The sequence below is a fragment of the Escherichia sp. MOD1-EC4550 genome, from assembly GCF_963876935.1.
Taxonomy (GTDB): Bacteria; Pseudomonadota; Gammaproteobacteria; order Enterobacterales; family Enterobacteriaceae; genus Escherichia; species Escherichia coli_F.
The window spans coordinates 42,396-59,414 of the sequence record NZ_CAWNSE010000023.1 but is presented as its reverse complement, the minus strand read 5'-3'; the positions used below and the strand labels follow the sequence as shown (position 1 = coordinate 59,414).

Genomic DNA, 17,019 nt, shown 5'->3' with positions numbered 1-17,019 from the left:
TATCTCTTCCATAATTTCATTAGAAAGTGATAAAAACCTTATGTTTTTATCAAAGCCAATTTCGCCTGAGTTAATATCATGATGATCTGTGAACCATCAACGTCTTCAATGATCGACTTTTAAGTAAGTCTGGAAGGTAAAGCTATGGAGCTTGCTACTACGCAGTCAGTATTGATGCAAATTCAACCGACAATTCAGCGTTTTGCCAGAATGCTTGCCAGCGTTTTGCAGCTTGAGGTTGAGATCGTTGATGAAAACTTGTGTCGCGTCGCCGGAACGGGCGCGTATGGGAAGTTTCTTGGCCGCCAGTTGAGCGGCAACTCACGCCTGCTCCGCCATGTCCTGGAAACGAAAACTGAAAAAGTTGTGACACAGTCTCGCTTCGATCCCCTTTGCGAAGGTTGCGATAATAAAGATAATTGTCGCGAAAAAGCATTTCTGGGTACGCCTGTCATTTTACAGGATCGTTGTGTTGGGGTGATAAGTTTGATTGCAGTTACCCACGAGCAACAAGAACATATCAGTGATAATTTACGCGAGTTTTCTGATTACGTTCGCCATATATCCACCATTTTTGTTTCGAAACTTCTGGAGGATCAGGGGCCAGGAGATAACATCAGTAAAATATTCGCGACCATGATCGATAATATGGATCAGGGCGTTTTAGTTGTTGATGACGAAAATCGGGTTCAGTTTGTTAATCAGACTGCCTTAAAAACACTCGGTGTTGTGCAAAATAATATTATTGGGAAACCTATCCGTTTCAGACCATTAACATTTGAGAGTAATTTTACCCACGGGCATATGCAACATATTGTTTCGTGGGACGATAAAAGTGAATTAATCATTGGTCAATTGCATAACATTCAGGGCAGACAATTATTTTTAATGGCGTTTCACCAATCGCATACCAGTTTTTCTGTAGCAAATGCACCTGATGAACCGCATATTGAACAATTGGTTGGCGAGTGCCGTGTTATGCGGCAATTAAAACGACTCATTAGCCGTATTGCACCCAGCCCATCCAGCGTTATGGTGGTTGGTGAAAGCGGCACGGGTAAAGAAGTCGTCGCGCGTGCAATCCATAAGTTGAGTGGAAGACGAAATAAACCCTTTATTGCTATCAACTGTGCCGCGATTCCTGAACAACTTCTGGAGAGCGAACTATTCGGTTATGTTAAAGGCGCATTTACTGGCGCTTCAGCCAACGGTAAAACAGGGTTGATTCAGGCGGCGAATACGGGCACGCTGTTTCTCGATGAAATTGGTGATATGCCGTTAATGTTGCAGGCTAAATTACTGCGCGCTATTGAGGCGCGTGAAATACTGCCGATTGGTGCCAGTAGCCCAATTCAGGTCGACATCCGTATCATTTCTGCAACTAACCAGAATTTGGCCCAGTTCATTGCCGAAGGTAAATTCCGCGAAGATCTCTTCTACCGACTTAATGTTATCCCGATCACTCTTCCACCGCTGCGTGAACGTCAGGAAGATATTGAACTGCTGGTACATTACTTTTTACATCTGCATACCCGTCGTCTGGGATCGGTTTATCCGGGTATTGCTCCCGATGTCGTCGAGATATTGCGTAAGCATCGTTGGCCCGGAAACCTGCGCGAGTTAAGCAATTTAATGGAATATCTGGTTAACGTTGTTCCTTCAGGTGAAGTTATCGACAGCACGCTATTGCCGCCAAATTTGCTGAATAATGGCACAACGGAGCAAAGTGATGTAACAGAGGTCAGCGAGGCGCACTTGGCACTCGATGATGCGGGCGGCACGGCGCTGGAGGAGATGGAAAAGCAAATGATCCGCGAGGCGCTTTCACGTCATAACAGCAAGAAGCAAGTTGCTGATGAACTGGGTATCGGCATTGCTACGCTCTATCGCAAGATAAAGAAATATGAGTTGTTAAACGCATAACCTCAGTAAATCCGGCCTGAGTTCAGGCCGGATATCCTTTTACTTCGTTTTCTCGCAATCCAGAACTGTATTTACAATCATCTGATACCCCGTGCAGCGACAAAGATTTCCCGCCAGGCCGCGACGAATCTCCGTAATAGTTAATGGCTTCTCGCGTGGTTTCGCCAGCATTGCCGTGGTAGCCATAATCAGGCCAGGCGTACAAAACCCGCACTGCACCGCGCCGGATTTCGCATAAGCTTGCTGGACATGAGAAAGTTTTCCGCCTTTCGCTTCACCTTCCAGCGTGCGGATTTCTTTGCCTTCAGCCCAGGCGGCAAGGTATAAGCAACTGTCTATCGCAGTACCGTCGACCAGCACCGTACAGGCACCACATTCACCCACGCAGCAACCTTGCTTGACGCTTAGCAGCCCTTGTTCGCGGAGTAATTCCGAGAGCGGCGTGCCTGGCGCGGCGTGAAGCTGAAAAGGTATCCCGTTAATGGTGCATGCGATGGTAATTGTTTCGCTGTGATTCATTGCAATTTTCCCCCCGCCGCGGCGACGGCTTCGCTAATCACTTTTTTGGTCATCGTCTGGATGAGATGCAGACGAAACTCTTTGCTGGCCCGCCATGAAGAACGCGGGGCGACATCCTGCAGGACTGATTCGCTGATGGCTTCCAGCGTTTGCAGGTTTAATGGCGCATTTTGTGCAGTTTGTTCGGCATGTTGGCAGCGAATCGGCGTTGGCGCGGCAACGCCAAATGCCAGGCGTAATTCGCTGAAATTGCCGTTATCCAGTCGGCAATGTGCGGCACAGCCAATCGTTGAAATATCCATCGCATCGCGCATGGCATATTTGAAATGCGCGCTGCCTGCGTGTTCTTTCGGCTGGGGCGGAAAATGAAAGGCGACAAGGATTTCGTCATGCTCAAGGGACACTTTGCCCGGTCCGGTGTGGAAGCCATTAATCGGGACGAAACGAACACCGCGCGGGGAGTGGATCTCCAGCTTCGCATCATAAATTAGCGTTGGCGTGGCAGAATCCGCGCTGGTGGCCCCGTTGCAAATATTTCCACCGTAGGTAGCGACGTTACGGATCTGCGGTCCAGCAATGGACGAGGCCGCAGCACATAACGCCGGGAGATGACGTTGAGTTACAGGATCTTCAATGAGCTGGGTAAATGTCGTTGCAGAGCCGATACGTAGCGAACCATCTTCCGCCAGCGTAATTCCCCGCAGCTCCGCCAGATTGTGGATATCAACAATATGGCGATAACGGTCATTGTGATGGTGGAGCTGAATCAGTACGTCAGTGCCACCGGCGAGCAGTTTGGCCTGTGGGTTGTCAGCCAGCAGGTTTATTGCATCGGCAATGGATGCTGCGCGATGGTAAGAAGCAAAATCAAACATGATGTTATCCTCAAATCAATCCTGCCAGATGGAACTCTTCATATAACCGTTTTGGCGTCAGCGGCAGTGTATTGATTGCAACACCGGTAGCCATCTTCACCGCGTTACGAATAGCAGCGGCAACAGGAATTATGGGTGGCTCACCCAGTGACTTATGTCCGTATGCGGATTGCGGCTCATTGATTTCGACGAACGCGCTTTCCAGTTGTGGCAGATCCGGCATGGTGGGCATTTTGTAATCCAGCAGATTGGGGTTACGGACCACGCCGCTTTTCGCATCAATGATCATCTCTTCAAATAGCGCCCAGCCAATGCCCATTCCCATTCCGCCGTGTACCTGACCTTCTGCCAGTAGCGGATTAAGAATATGGCCCGAATCATGAACGTTGAGGATGCGGTTGATGGTGACTTTGCACAGCGCAATATCGACAGTCAGATCAACAAAGGTACAGCCAAATGCCGGTGGGTTAGTGGTGGTTTTGATGGAGCTTTCGGCAGAGAGCTGCCCGCCGCGTTCAGGGTGGTAGAAAGCGTCCATCGCCAGATCTTTTAACGACATTAACGGCTCTTCCGGTCGTTCAACCAGCACGATATGGCCTTTTATTAGGGTCAGATTCATTGCTGACTGATGTAGCATGACAGCGGCGTGAGCGATGATTTTCTCTTTTAATAACAGTGCCGCACTGCGCAACGCAGGCGCGGCAACATAGCTCTGGCGTGAAGCAAATGCGCCGGGATCGAACGGCGTAACGTCGGTATCTTGTGTTGAAATAACGCGAACGTCGCTGACCGGAACCCCTACGGTTTCTGCCACCATTTGCGAGAACACGGTGTCGGCACCCTGGCCAATTTCCGTCGCGCCGCTTTGCACATTGATGGTTCCATCCTGATTCATCAGAAGGCGCGCGCCGGCTATTTCTACGCCGACAGGCCAGGTGTTAGAGGTGTAGCTAAAACAGGCGACGCCAACGCCCCGGCGTAAATTGCCTTGCTGGTTCTGGCATTCTGCACGGCGTTTTTCCCATTCAAAGATTTTCCGGCCTTTTTCAAGACACTCCGGTAACCCTGCGCTGTAAATACGTTTGCCCGTGAGCGGATTAGCATCTCCTTCGCGGGCAGCGTTGCGTAAACGAATTTCAATAGGATCAATATTTAACGCTGTCGCGGCGTCATCAAGCATTGACTCAACGGCAAACACGACTTGTGGCGCGCCATAACCGCGCATCGCACCAGCCGAGGGGAGGTTGGTATAAAAGGTCTTTGAACTGTAAGCGTAGGCACAACGAGGATAAAGGTAAGCGACTTTATTCCCGCCCGCAGAAGCGATGGAGTGCCCGTGAGATGCATAAGCACCTGTGTTAGACAGAACATCCAGACTATAGCCTTTCAACGTTCCGTCTCGGTTTACGCCCATTTGCCCGTCAATAGTAAAAGCGTGGCGAGTACGGGTTGCGAGGAAACACTCTTCACGGCTAAGGGAAACTTTCACCGGAATGCCGCCGAGCTTGCTGGTCAGAAAAGCCGCCATGGGCTCTTCCAGCACATCCTGTTTATTACCAAAACCGCCACCGACAAACGGTTTGATGACTCGTACGCATGACCAGGGAATACCCAGCGCCTGACCAACCACGCGGCGAACAATGTGCGGGATCTGGGTGCTGGAAACGATGGTAATTCGTGAATCATCTTCCATCCATGCCAGCGATGTCACGCTTTCCATATGACAATGTTGAATGACCGGCGTCTGATAGTGCCCCTGGACCTGGTGATCGGCGGCATCAATTGTTTGTTGGACATTGCCCGTCGACATCGAGCTATGTTTTAGTAAATTGCCGCCGTTATGGATTGGTGCAGCATCTTCTGCCAACGCCGCTTCTGGCGTGGTGATAACGGGTAATTCTTGCCACTCAATGCTGACCAATTGCGCCGCTTTTTCTGCCGTGAGTTCATCACGGGCCACGACGATGGCAACTGCGTCACCATGATGACGAACATGGCGAGTTAGTAGTGCGCGATCGGCGGTATCGCGCTTATTTTCGTCAAGTGTCCAGGCATGCCCCGCTGTAGCGAATGGGATATCAGGCACATCTTCCCAGGTAAAAATCGCCAGTACGCCAGGCAAACTTCTGGCTTGTTCATCATTAATACTTACAGCATAACCATGTGCGATAGGGCTACGTACATATTTCGCGTAACACATGCCCGCCATAACATAATCGTCAGTATATCGTGCCCGCCCAGTGACCTTAGCAATGGCATCGACGCGCATGCATGATTCACCCGTAGCGGTTGCTTCCCGCGCTTCCATAGAAATCCCCTCGATTTGAACATTTGGTTCTTATGGCAAAGATTTAGTCTAAGCAGGCAAGATTTACGCCAGAAACGACGATAAACGTTAGGGGAGGAAGGAAGTGTGATGACGTTAAAAAAATACAGATACGATACGAAACAGGACTTTGAATAGGGACAGTGATACGTATCAATATGAGTGGCGATAAAATCAATGTGATAAATTAGGATTATTACGCAGCAGGATGGGAAATAGGGTAAAAGAGTCAGGAACTTCGATACCACCACAGCAAATATTTTGCTGATGATACTTCCCTTTGCCAAATGAAATTAATCTCTTTCTCAATTACCTCGTTTTTCCAGAAGCGAGAGATTGGGTATCCAGAGGCTGGCTGCTATGATATGGCGTCTTGTTTTTTAAGCGAGGAAAGATTTTGAGTGCGGGACGCCTGAATAAAAAATCTCTGGGTATCGTGATGTTTTTATCGATTGGACTGCTTTTGGCGGGCTGTTCGGGTAGCAAATCATCCGATACAGGAACGTATTCCGGCTCCGTTTACACCGTGAAACGGGGGGATACGCTATATCGTATTTCGCGCACCACGGGAACCAGCGTAAAAGAACTTGCGCGACTGAACGGCATTTCACCCCCTTACACCATTGAAGTTGGTCAGAAACTAAAACTGGGTGGGGCGAAAAATAGCAGTAGTACACGTAAAGCAACCGCCAAATCAACGACCAAAACCGCATCGGTTACACCGTCATCAGCGGTACCGAAATCTTCCTGGCCGCCAGTAGGGCAACGTTGTTGGTTATGGCCAACGACAGGGAAAGTTATCATGCCGTATTCGACAGCTGATGGCGGCAATAAAGGGATTGATATCTCTGCTCCACGGGGTACACCTATTTACGCCGCGGGTGCAGGAAAGGTGGTGTATGTGGGCAACCAGCTGCGTGGCTACGGTAATCTCATCATGATTAAACACAGTGAAGATTACATTACGGCTTACGCCCATAATGACACGATGCTGGTAAATTATGGGCAAAGCGTGAAGGCTGGGCAAAAAATCGCCACCATGGGGAGCACTGATGCGGCATCTGTTCGCCTGCATTTCCAGATTCGTTACCGTGCAACGGCAATTGATCCGCTGCGTTACTTGCCGCCTCAGGGCAGCAAGCCAAAATGCTGATGGCGAATTAATCAGCAGTCAGCAGCGCGGCACTTGCTAAGGAGAGCGTAAGGTTTATAATGCCTTACGCATCTCGAAGCGGGCGTAGTTCAATGGTAGAACGAGAGCTTCCCAAGCTCTATACGAGGGTTCGATTCCCTTCGCCCGCTCCAATTTATCTTCACCTCATCAACCTGCCATTTTTGTTGTATCTGATTTTCTATATTATCTTAATTCAATCGCTTCAGACTTTTCGCAATCGCCGTAATACTTCCCCATTTTTTTGTAAATAAAAGCGTTTACGCAATGCAATCCATTTGTAACAACCCAGGTAAAATACCTTATTTTCAAGTTGTTAAATAAGTGGTTATCTACGCTTTTAACAAACGATTGATGGAATCTTTTATGAAAGGGAAATCTGCATTAACTCTTCTGCTCGCTGGTATATTTTCATGCGGCACATGCCAGGCGACAGGGGCAGAAGTGACGAGTGAATCTGTATTTAACATTCTTAATTCCACGGGGGCAGCAACAGATAAAAGTTATTTATCGTTAAATCCAGATAAGTATCCTAATTATCGTCTTCTGATTCACTCAGCCAAATTACAAAATGAAATAAAGAGCCACTATACCAAAGACGAAATTCAAGGATTGCTAACATTAACAGAAAACACACGAAAGTTAACGTTGACGGAGAAACCCTGGGGAACGTTTATTCTTGCTTCTACTTTCGAAGATGACAAAACAGCGGCAGAAACCCACTATGATGCTGTCTGGCTGAGGGATAGTTTATGGGGCTATATGGCATTAGTATCAGATCAGGAAAATAGGGTAGCTGCAAAAAAGATTCTGCTCACCCTGTGGGATTATATGTCTACGCCCGACCAGATTAAGCGGATGCAGGACGTCATTAGCAACCCAAAACGACTGGATGGAATTCCCGGGCAAATGAATGCTGTGCATATCCGATTTGACAGCAACTCCCCCGTGATGGCAGATGTGCAGGAAGAAGGCAAGCCGCAGCTGTGGAACCATAAACAAAATGATGCGTTAGGTCTTTATCTTGATCTCCTTATACAAGCAATCAATACTGGTACTATTAACGCTGAAGATTGGCAAAAAGGTGACCGATTAAAATCGGTTGCGCTGCTGATTGCTTATCTGGATAAAGCCAATTTCTATGTTATGGAAGATTCCGGAGCGTGGGAGGAAGATGCCCGATTAAACACATCTTCCGTTGCACTGGTGACCTCTGGACTGGAACGTTTGTCAAACCTACTCTCGAAGAAAGACTCTGTTTTTATCTCTGATTTACTACGCGAAGCTAAAGCCAATGAACTGGATGAACCACTTTCAACAACGAGGTTGAACCACCTCATAGATAAAGGTTATGAAAGAATAACGCTACAGCTTGATTTAGGGGGAGAATCTCCTGGTTATCTGGAAAAAGATAAACATTACAGAGAAGCTGATGCGGCCTTACTTAATGTTATTTATCCTGCAAATCTTTCAAAGATAAATACCAGAAGAAAAGAGCAAGTTTTAAAAATAGTTAAAAAACTAGCAGGTCCGTATGGTATAAAAAGATACGAGAAGGATAATTATCAGTCGGCAAATTTTTGGTTCAATGATATTAAAACTGATACTGATGAAAATTCACATGCGAAAAGAGAAAAGAGCTTCATTCCATCAACAGAAGCAGAATGGTTTTTTGACTCATGGTATGCAAAATCAGCAGCAATTGTTTATAAAGAATCAAGAAAAGAAGAATATTTGAATGACTCAGTGCAATTTATGAATAGATCATTGGCCCAAATAACAGGCGAGAATATGATTGGTGCAAATGGCAGGAGCGTACCTGAAATGGCACTTCCCGAAAGCTATAACTATATCCACAAGTCAGGAACTTTGCATGAAGCGCCAAGCCCTATCATTCCGCTAAACTGGTCGAAAGCCTCAATGACTCTTATGTTGAAAGAAATGTCCAACCTTATCAATGATGAGGGAATTAAATAGTTTTCATAATGAGGCGGTCCTGGATTAAAAGGACCGCTCAAAGAGAAATCGTAAGGGAGGTAAAAGTGATCAATAAATTACTGTTAGCTTACCTGATAGGTCTGGTTGTGACATCGACCTTAATATTTATCTTCTCGGAAGAAAAAGTAACATATCGGTTGTTTGCTGCAGTAATTACAGGGTTGACCTGGCCGCTTAGCCTCATTCCATCCATCATAAGTATCATAATTCGTAAATCCGACTAACAAGAAAATTATATGAACGATTAAGAAAAATAGAATCGAAAAAGAGAATAAAATATATGCGGGGAGTAACAAAACACTCGCAGTGCGTTAATGTGTAACTAACAAATATGATTTTTATTGAAAATAGTCACCAAACAAGTGTTATAAGAAATACGGGGTATGTTTAAGTAAAACATATCAACAGTTGCAATTCTGTATATGGACAGGATGACTTACTACTGTAAGTGGCTGATAGCTATTCGCTCATAACAGAATCATTATTTTATAAATAGGAATCATCACTTTTTAATCATGTTTTTATTGCAAGTTTATGGAGAATGAGAATATGGAATAAGGAGATGAAACATGATTGAAGAAGGGCTGTTACTTCCAATGAATGTTTTGCTTCAAGGACAGAAGTTAACCCTACTGGACCCTGAAATGTGGTTCTTACGGGGAAATGAAAACAAGGATGTAACCCTTGTTATTACGATTGGTAATAACCATCAAAAATTAATGGTAGTGGAAGACATATTACTGCTCATTGACCGAAGCCAAATTGAGGTAACTGCAGGGAAAGTAATTTATCATCCACTTCGCATTGATATCCTGAGTAAATTATTAGCTTTTATAGATGAATCAACGGGGAGTGTGGAAAGGGAACACCATGACTTGTTTGCTGATGCCTTGCCCTTTGCATCAGAAGTTGTGCTATTCAGTAAAGTTGCAAGTGAAGCCTGGTTTTTAGCCACTTATCTGAGCAGCGATAATATTAATGAAATTCTGTTTCAGCATCTAAGAAAAACAGAATGCTATAAACTGGTTCGCTATTTATTATCGCAATCGCTCATACAGACTTCACTCTATGATCTTGGTGAGCTTTACGGCGTATCGTATTCACATTTTCGCCGTTTATGTAGTTATGCATTGGGTGGTAAAGTTAAAACGGAATTATGTGGCTGGAGAGTTGCCAGAGCCGTGTTGGAAATCATTGAAGGAAACAGTGATATGACAACTATTGCGCATAAATATGGCTACTCATCCTCATCACACTTTTCAGCCGAAGTAAAAAGCCGGTTAGGAAAAACACCGAGAGAACTATGTAAAAAGTTATGAAAATAAAATTACGTATTACTATTATATTAATTTCAGCCTTATGCATTTTTAATGGATTATTGACTCCTGGTGCATATGCCGCAGCAGCGAATGGATACGTAGCAAATAAAGAAAATCTACGTAGTTTTTTTGAAACGGTTTCATCATATGCGGGTAAGCCTACAATAGTAAGTAAGCTTGCCATGAAGAAACAGATCAGCGGAAATTTTGATTTAACCGAACCCTATGCCTTGATTGAACGCCTGTCGGCACAGATGGGACTTATTTGGTACGATGATGGCAAAGCTATTTATATCTATGACTCATCAGAGATGCGTAATGCGCTGATTAATCTGAGAAAGGTATCGACGAATGAGTTTAATAATTTTTTAAAAAAATCGGGTCTGTATAACTCTCGTTATGAAATTAAAGGGGGCGGCAATGGTACTTTCTATGTATCGGGGCCACCGGTTTATGTTGACCTGGTCGTTAATGCTGCAAAATTAATGGAGCAAAACAGTGATGGCATTGAGATCGGACGCAATAAAGTAGGTATTATTCACCTGGTCAACACATTCGTTAATGACCGGACTTATGAATTACGTGGCGAAAAGATAGTTATTCCTGGCATGGCAAAAGTACTATCGACGTTGTTAAATAATAACATTAAGCAAAGCACTGGGGTTAACGTACTTTCTGAAATTTCAAGTCGTCAACAACTAAAAAACGTATCACGTATGCCTCCTTTTCCTGGTGCTGAAGAAGATGATGACCTACAAGTAGAGAAAATAATATCGACAGCTGGAGCGCCAGAGACTGACGATATACAAATTATTGCATATCCTGATACCAACAGTTTACTTGTTAAAGGAACAGTATCTCAGGTTGATTTTATCGAGAAGTTAGTAGCTACGCTCGATATTCCAAAGCGACATATTGAATTATCTTTATGGATAATAGATATTGATAAGACTGATCTAGAACAGTTAGGAGCTGACTGGTCGGGCACGATAAAAATTGGATCCAGCCTAAGTGCATCATTTAATAATTCAGGTTCAATTAGTACCCTGGATGGGACACAGTTTATTGCAACAATACAGGCACTTGCGCAAAAAAGAAGAGCCGCCGTTGTTGCTCGTCCTGTCGTTTTAACACAGGAGAATATTCCTGCTATATTTGATAATAACCGTACTTTCTATACTAAATTAGTCGGCGAGCGTACTGCGGAGTTGGATGAAGTAACCTATGGTACGATGATTAGCGTGCTACCACGATTTGCTTCGCGAAATCAAATTGAATTACTCTTGAATATTGAAGATGGCAATGAAATCAATTCCGACAAGACCAATGTTGATGATCTGCCTCAGGTTGGTAGAACGCTTATAAGTACTATTGCGCGCGTGCCTCAAGGGAAAAGTCTTTTGATTGGTGGATATACACGAGATACGAATACCTATGAAAGTCGCAAGATACCAATATTAGGCAGTATTCCATTTATTGGTAAATTATTTGGATATGAAGGAACAAATGCGAATAACATCGTTCGTGTCTTTCTTATTGAGCCAAGAGAGATCGATGAGCGCATGATGAATAATGCGAATGAGGCTGCGGTTGACGCCAGAGCAATAACACAGCAAATGGCAAAAAATAAAGAAATCAACGATGAATTACTGCAGAAATGGATAAAAACTTACCTGAATCGTGAAGTCGTCGGAGGATAGTGAAATGGCGATTCATGTAGAGCATGTCGGTGTATTAGAAAGAGCCAGAGAAGTTTCTCGCTTAGAGGACATTATCACAGAAGATAATGAAGATATTGAAGCTGAAATGCCTAAAATGGGAGATGATCCCGCCGGTAAAGAAGCTCGATTCTTACAAGCTACTGACGAGATGTCAGCAGCGTTAACGCAGTTTATGAAGAAAAAAATCTACGAAGAACAACTGGCCAACTTTCTGGACGGAGAAGAATATGTCCTGGAAGATCAGCCAATAGAAAAAACCGATAAAGTCATGGAGGCGCTTAAGGCAGCAACTACCCATGACTATGAAGTGTATAGCTTTGCTAAAAAATTATTTCCAGATGAAAGCGATCTGGTGGTTGTATTACGTGCAATTTTACGTAAAAAACAAATATCTGAAAATGTGCGGCTAAACGCTGAAGCATTACTTAGAAAAGTTAATCAAGAGACTACTAAAAAATTCATTAATAGTGGCATTAACTCGGCATTAAAAGCAAAGTTATTTGGCCAGGCGTTGTCATTAAATCCAAAATTACTAAGGGCAAGTTATCGACAATTTTTAATGGCAGAAGACGATGCTGTAGATACTTATGTAGAATGGATTGGTAGTTATGGCTATCAAAATAGAATGCTAGTGACAAAATTTATCAAAGAGACGCTTTTCTCAGATATAAATGCACTTGATGCGAGTTGTTCATCATTGGAATTTGGTATGTTTCTCAATAAGTTGTCACAACTATTGTCTCTTCAGTCGGCAGAGGCTTTATTTCTGAAAACTTTAATGAATAACCCAATAATTAAAAAATTTATTAGCGCAGAAGATTACTGGATATTTTTTCTGATATCGTTAATAAAATTTCCTGAGACTGCAGAGGAACTCCTGAAAAATGCACTGGTAACCCTACCCGCAGATGCTAATTATAAAGACAAAACGTTACTCCTGAAGGCGATTTACAGCGGATGTACAAATCTTCCATTTTCACTTTTTATTAATAATGAACAATTATTAGAGATTAGGGAGTGTTGTAAACAGGCAATAAAAGTAACATTTGCAGTAGAGCTCTTTGATACACAAAACAGTAATAAAAAACAAAATAAAAAACCATGGAAGAAGGTAATGTTCAATGTTTAACAAAGTTTTGATAGGGTTAAGGAGTCATCCAGAATTAATAATTCTTGGATTAATGGTGATGATTATCGCCATGCTCATAATTCCATTGCCCACCTACTTAATCGATTTTTTGATTGGGCTGAACTTAACATTGGCAATACTTGTGTTTTTAGGATCATTCTATGTTGATAGGATCTTAAGTTTTTCTTCATTCCCATCAATTCTCCTCATCACAACGTTATTTCGTTTGGCGCTGGCGATCAGTACCAGTCGACTTATACTTCTTGAGGCGGACGCCGGAGAAATTATAACGAGTTTTGGTGAATTCGTTATTGGAGATAGCCTGGTAGTTGGTTTCGTTATTTTCTCCATTGTTACTATTGTTCAGTTTATCGTGATTACTAAAGGTTCGGAACGTGTGGCTGAAGTTGCTGCCCGCTTTTCGCTTGACGGTATGCCAGGTAAACAAATGAGTATTGACGCCGATCTACGCGCCGGGATCATTGATGCAGATTTAGCAAAAGAACGTCGTAGCGTATTAGAGCGAGAGAGTCAGCTGTATGGTTCCTTTGATGGTGCGATGAAATTTATCAAAGGTGATGCTATTGCAAACATCATTATTATCTTTGTTAATATTATCGGTGGGCTATCAGTAGGAGTAGGCCAAAATGGAATGGATTTCTCGACAGCGTTGACCGTCTACACAATTCTTACCGTCGGTGATGGTCTTGTTTCTCAAATTCCAGCTTTATTAATTGCTATTAGCGCAGGGTTTATCGTAACGCGCGTGAATGGCGATAGTGATAATATGGGGCAAAATATAATGTCCCAGTTATTAAGTAATTCTTTTGTCATTATTGTGACATGTGTCCTCGCGCTAAGTATTGGGTTGCTTCCAGGTTTTCCCCTTCTTGTGTTTTTATGTTTGGCAGTAATCTTAGGAATTTATTTTTACTTTAAATTCAAAAAGAAAGGGGTTGAAGAAACGGTTGTTGAGGGAGATATCACCGTTGGGTTGGAACCCTATAATCAGGATGATGATATTTCATTAGGTATTATTAATAAACTTGATCAGGTTATTACCGAAACGGTACCCTTGGTTTTGATTATGAATAGTGTACAGGCTAAAAAATACACTGAAATCAATCTTGCTGATAGGATTCGTAGTCAGTTTTTTATTGAGTATGGTATCCGTATTCCCGGTATTGTCATTCGCGAGGGGGAAGGCCTTAATGATGAAGATGTCATATTAATGCTAAATGAAGTCAGAGCCTCGCAATTTAAAATTTATCATGATCTTGTCTTGTTGGTTGAATATTCAGATGAAGTGGTTTCGACTTTGATCAAGAAACCTGTCATCGTAAATAGTAATGGTGAACAATATTATTGGGTTACAAAAAGTGATGCCCAAAAATTAACAAAAATTGGCTGTTATACACGCACGGCCATGGATGAAATGTACAATCATTTATCTGTATGTCTGGCTCATAATATTAATGAGTATTTTGGTATACAAGAAACCAAATATATTCTTGATCAATTAGAGATGAAGTATCCTGATCTATTAAAAGAAATATTAAGATATATAACCGTGCAGCGCATTTCAGAGGTAATTCAGCGTCTGATCCAGGAGCGAATTTCAGTGCGCAATATGCGTTTAGTTATGGAGGCTTTAGCATTATGGAGCCCACGAGAGAAAGATATAATTACACTCGTTGAGCATGTACGAGGTGCATTAGGTCGCTACATTTGCCATAAGTTTTCATATTCTGGAGAAATTAAAGCAATTGTGATTTCGCCTGAAATAGAGGACAGAATCAGAGATGGTGTCAGGCCTACCGCTGGCGGTACTTTTCTTAATCTCGATGCATCCGAAGCTGAGATGATTCTGGATAATTTTAAACTGGCACTTTCTGGAATCAATATTCCTATTAAAGACATTATTTTACTGGGATCTGTGGATATTCGTCGTTTTATCAAAAAACTTATTGAATCTAGTTATCGAGACCTCGAAGTACTTTCGTACGGGGAACTAACGGAAAATGTTCCCGTTAATATTCTGAAAACTATTTAGGATAATGTCTTGCGATATGGAGCATGCTGGTATGAAAAAATTAAAACTATTAAATAAATACAGCTACTTACATAGCATTAACGGCTCGCTGATTGAAGCAGAGCTTGACGACGTTTCAGTGGGCGAAGTATGCGAAATTTATGCGAGCTGGCAAGCAAATGAACGTATAGCCAGGGCTCAGGTCGTTGGCTTTCGCAATGGAAAGACATTATTAAACCTTATAGGCAGCTCTGTGGGGCTTACACGTACTGCAGTATTGAAACCAACGGGAGAGCAGTTAACCATACAGATCAGTGATGCCTTTCTTGGTTCAGTTTTGAATGCTTCTGGTCAAATTATGGAAAGGTTTGTCCCGGTCACTCCAGGGGATAGGGGAAATTTACGCCTGATTGATGAACTGCCACCGTCGTATCAGGAACGTCGAGTTATTAATACACCACTAGAGACACGGATAAGAGTCATTGATGGCGTACTGACATGTGGCATTGGTCAACGTGTTGGGATTTTCGCATCGGCTGGCTGTGGCAAAACGGTTTTAATGCATATGCTCGTAAACAATACTGAAGCTGATGTGTTTGTTATTGGCTTGATTGGCGAACGTGGTAGGGAAGTTACGGAATGCGCGGAATCGCTGAAAAAATCAGTAAATGCAGCAAAATGTGTTTTGGTTTATGCCACCTCTGATTTTTCGTCAGTAGATCGGTGTAATGCCGCCCTGATGGCGACAACCGTGGCAGAGTATTTTAGAGATCGAGGAAAGAGAGTTGTACTTTTTATCGACTCAATGACGCGCTATGCACGAGCACTACGCGATATGAAGCTGGCAGCGGGTGAACCACCGGCCAGACGTGGTTATCCTGCTTCTGTTTTTGACAGTTTACCTCGCTTACTGGAGAGGCCGGGACCAACACTAAAAGGAAGTATTACTGCCTTTTATACCGTATTACTGGAGGGGGAGGATGAATCAGACCCACTGGGGGATGAAATTCGCTCAATCCTTGATGGCCATATCTATCTAAGTCGCAAACTCGCTGGGCAAGGTCATTATCCGGCAATAGATGTTCTAAAAAGTGTGAGTCGAGTATTTGGTCAGGTCACTGATGAAAAACACAGAGATAATGCTGCACGGGTAAGGAAGATCCTCACAACTTTGGAAGATCTACAGGTATTTATTGACTTAGGGGAATACCGCGCTGGTCAAAATGCTGAAAATGATTTTGCCATGAATGCCCGGCCTAAACTCACAAATTGGTTAAAACAGTCAGTTAATGAAAAAATGCCAATGAGTGAAACGCTGAAAGAGCTTGAACGAATTGTTAAGTAAAGTTAATCGACTTATCAGAAGAACGACGCAGAGCCTGGCTGCATGTGAAGCATCATTACAAAAGTTAAATGCAGAAAAAGAAAAGTTAGCCGAAAAGGAACACCTGTATGATATGCAACTTAAAAATCTACAGTCACTCTTAGATATGAAGGAGTTGCGCGGCGAAGTTGTATTTCGCAAGGATATATTTTACTCGTTACGTAAAGTTGCCGTCATTCAACAACAGATCGCTGAGATAAATCTTGAAAAGCAAAAAATAGCAGAACGGCGAAAAATACTTAACAAGGAAATAGTTCAACAGCAAGCACAAAGAAAACACTGGTGGTTAAAAGGAGAAAAGTACCAACGACTAAAGAAGCGAATCAAAAAAGAATTTTCAAATCAGATGTTTTATCAAGACGAGATTGAACAGGAAGAGAAATATAATGGACGAAGTCAAGAAAATTGAACATTATAAAATTTTAAACACTGGCACATCCGAGAATTCTGCTACAGATTTAGACAGTTTCTTAAAGAAAACCAAAAAAAATAAAGATATGAGAGAGATTGTCGCTGGATCCATTCTACAGTTATTACGTCAGACTCAGGATAGTCATTTCCCTATCTTAGAGAAAAAGAATGGGCAAATGAAGTCTATTGATAACAAATCGTCTCTCCAGGT

Annotated in this window: 13 protein-coding genes, 1 tRNA gene and 1 pseudogene; 12 read left to right on the top strand and 3 right to left on the bottom strand. The window is 43.1% G+C overall.

The genetic code is table 11. The features are described 5' to 3' along the window. Positions 1–144: 144 nt before the first annotated feature. Entirely contained in the window at positions 145–1,923 is a 1,779-nt protein-coding gene (locus tag AACU19_RS16420; RefSeq protein WP_000417775.1) for a sigma-54 interaction domain-containing protein, read from the top strand. A 39-nt stretch (positions 1,924–1,962) separates the two neighbouring features. Here AACU19_RS16420 and xdhC read toward each other — a convergent pair whose 3' ends face one another. The 3 genes from xdhC to xdhA are packed head-to-tail and all read right to left on the bottom strand — an operon-like array spanning position 1,963 to position 5,625. Beyond that, positions 1,963–2,442, bottom strand: coding sequence for a xanthine dehydrogenase iron sulfur-binding subunit XdhC (gene xdhC, locus AACU19_RS16415; protein WP_001016584.1), 480 nt, complete (start codon positions 2,440–2,442; stop codon positions 1,963–1,965). After that, positions 2,439–3,317, bottom strand: coding sequence for a xanthine dehydrogenase FAD-binding subunit XdhB (gene xdhB / locus AACU19_RS16410; RefSeq protein WP_105278293.1), 879 nt, complete (start codon positions 3,315–3,317; stop codon positions 2,439–2,441). Before xdhB ends, xdhC begins: the two co-directional genes overlap by 4 nt. A 10-nt stretch (positions 3,318–3,327) precedes the next feature. After that, positions 3,328–5,625, bottom strand: a complete 2,298-nt coding sequence (gene xdhA / locus AACU19_RS16405) for a xanthine dehydrogenase molybdenum-binding subunit XdhA (RefSeq protein WP_105278292.1) — start codon at positions 5,623–5,625, stop codon at positions 3,328–3,330. Positions 5,626–6,040: 415 nt separating this feature from the next. Between xdhA and actS the strand changes: the two genes are divergently transcribed. From actS to AACU19_RS16350, 11 genes and pseudogenes are all read left to right on the top strand, one after another. Further along, positions 6,041–6,796, top strand: a complete 756-nt coding sequence (gene actS, locus AACU19_RS16400; protein WP_105278291.1) for an amidase activator ActS — start codon at positions 6,041–6,043, stop codon at positions 6,794–6,796. 78 nt (positions 6,797–6,874) lie between these two features. Then, positions 6,875–6,948, top strand: a tRNA-Gly gene (locus AACU19_RS16395). A 232-nt stretch (positions 6,949–7,180) separates the two neighbouring features. Continuing rightward, positions 7,181–8,791, top strand: a complete 1,611-nt coding sequence (locus tag AACU19_RS16390) for a glycoside hydrolase family 15 protein (RefSeq protein WP_000676910.1) — start codon at positions 7,181–7,183, stop codon at positions 8,789–8,791. A 65-nt stretch (positions 8,792–8,856) separates the two neighbouring features. Next, entirely contained in the window at positions 8,857–9,036 is a 180-nt protein-coding gene (locus tag AACU19_RS16385; protein WP_001352966.1) for a GhoT/OrtT family toxin, read from the top strand. Positions 9,037–9,381: 345 nt separating this feature from the next. After that, positions 9,382–10,131: a type III secretion system transcriptional regulator EivF gene (eivF, locus tag AACU19_RS16380; RefSeq protein ID WP_000568778.1), complete on the top strand. Its 750-nt coding sequence runs from the start codon at positions 9,382–9,384 to the stop codon at positions 10,129–10,131. Next, positions 10,128–11,831: a type III secretion system outer membrane ring subunit SctC gene (gene sctC / locus AACU19_RS16375; protein WP_000694676.1), complete on the top strand. Its 1,704-nt coding sequence runs from the start codon at positions 10,128–10,130 to the stop codon at positions 11,829–11,831. Before eivF ends, sctC begins: the two co-directional genes overlap by 4 nt. Before the next feature lie 4 nt (positions 11,832–11,835). Continuing rightward, positions 11,836–12,981, top strand: coding sequence for a YopN/LcrE/InvE/MxiC type III secretion system gatekeeper (locus AACU19_RS16370; protein ID WP_023141999.1), 1,146 nt, complete (start codon positions 11,836–11,838; stop codon positions 12,979–12,981). Then, entirely contained in the window at positions 12,974–15,034 is a 2,061-nt protein-coding gene (locus AACU19_RS16365) for an EscV/YscV/HrcV family type III secretion system export apparatus protein (protein ID WP_000482504.1), read from the top strand. Before AACU19_RS16370 ends, AACU19_RS16365 begins: the two co-directional genes overlap by 8 nt. Positions 15,035–15,065: 31 nt before the next feature. After that, on the top strand, positions 15,066–16,358 hold the full coding sequence (gene sctN / locus AACU19_RS16360; RefSeq protein WP_000734320.1) for a type III secretion system ATPase SctN: 1,293 nt from the start codon (positions 15,066–15,068) through the stop codon (positions 16,356–16,358). Next, the gene (locus tag AACU19_RS16355; RefSeq protein ID WP_001352967.1) at positions 16,348–16,806 is read left to right on the top strand and encodes a type III secretion protein; all 459 of its coding nucleotides are present in this window, start codon (positions 16,348–16,350) and stop codon (positions 16,804–16,806) included. The genes sctN and AACU19_RS16355 overlap by 11 nt, the downstream gene beginning before the upstream one ends. Continuing rightward, positions 16,784–17,014: pseudogene (locus AACU19_RS16350) on the top strand (type III secretion system needle length determinant, SpaN/EivJ family); the annotation flags it as partial. The gene AACU19_RS16355 and the pseudogene AACU19_RS16350, both read left to right, overlap by 23 nt. Positions 17,015–17,019: the final 5 nt, after the last annotated feature.

Excerpts from the sequence above, each read along its gene's own strand:
- AACU19_RS16420 (WP_000417775.1), top strand. The coding sequence starts at position 145 with ATGGAGCTTGCTACTACGCAGTCAGTATTGATGCAAATTCAACCGACA.
- AACU19_RS16370 (WP_023141999.1), top strand. The coding sequence starts at position 11,836 with ATGGCGATTCATGTAGAGCATGTCGGTGTATTAGAAAGAGCCAGAGAA.
- xdhC (WP_001016584.1), bottom strand. The coding sequence starts at position 2,442 with ATGAATCACAGCGAAACAATTACCATCGCATGCACCATTAACGGGATA.
- sctC (WP_000694676.1), top strand. The coding sequence starts at position 10,128 with ATGAAAATAAAATTACGTATTACTATTATATTAATTTCAGCCTTATGC.
- xdhA (WP_105278292.1), bottom strand. The coding sequence starts at position 5,625 with ATGGAAGCGCGGGAAGCAACCGCTACGGGTGAATCATGCATGCGCGTC.
- xdhB (WP_105278293.1), bottom strand. The coding sequence starts at position 3,317 with ATGTTTGATTTTGCTTCTTACCATCGCGCAGCATCCATTGCCGATGCA.
- AACU19_RS16390 (WP_000676910.1), top strand. The coding sequence starts at position 7,181 with ATGAAAGGGAAATCTGCATTAACTCTTCTGCTCGCTGGTATATTTTCA.
- AACU19_RS16365 (WP_000482504.1), top strand. The coding sequence starts at position 12,974 with ATGTTTAACAAAGTTTTGATAGGGTTAAGGAGTCATCCAGAATTAATA.
- sctN (WP_000734320.1), top strand. The coding sequence starts at position 15,066 with ATGAAAAAATTAAAACTATTAAATAAATACAGCTACTTACATAGCATT.
- eivF (WP_000568778.1), top strand. The coding sequence starts at position 9,382 with ATGATTGAAGAAGGGCTGTTACTTCCAATGAATGTTTTGCTTCAAGGA.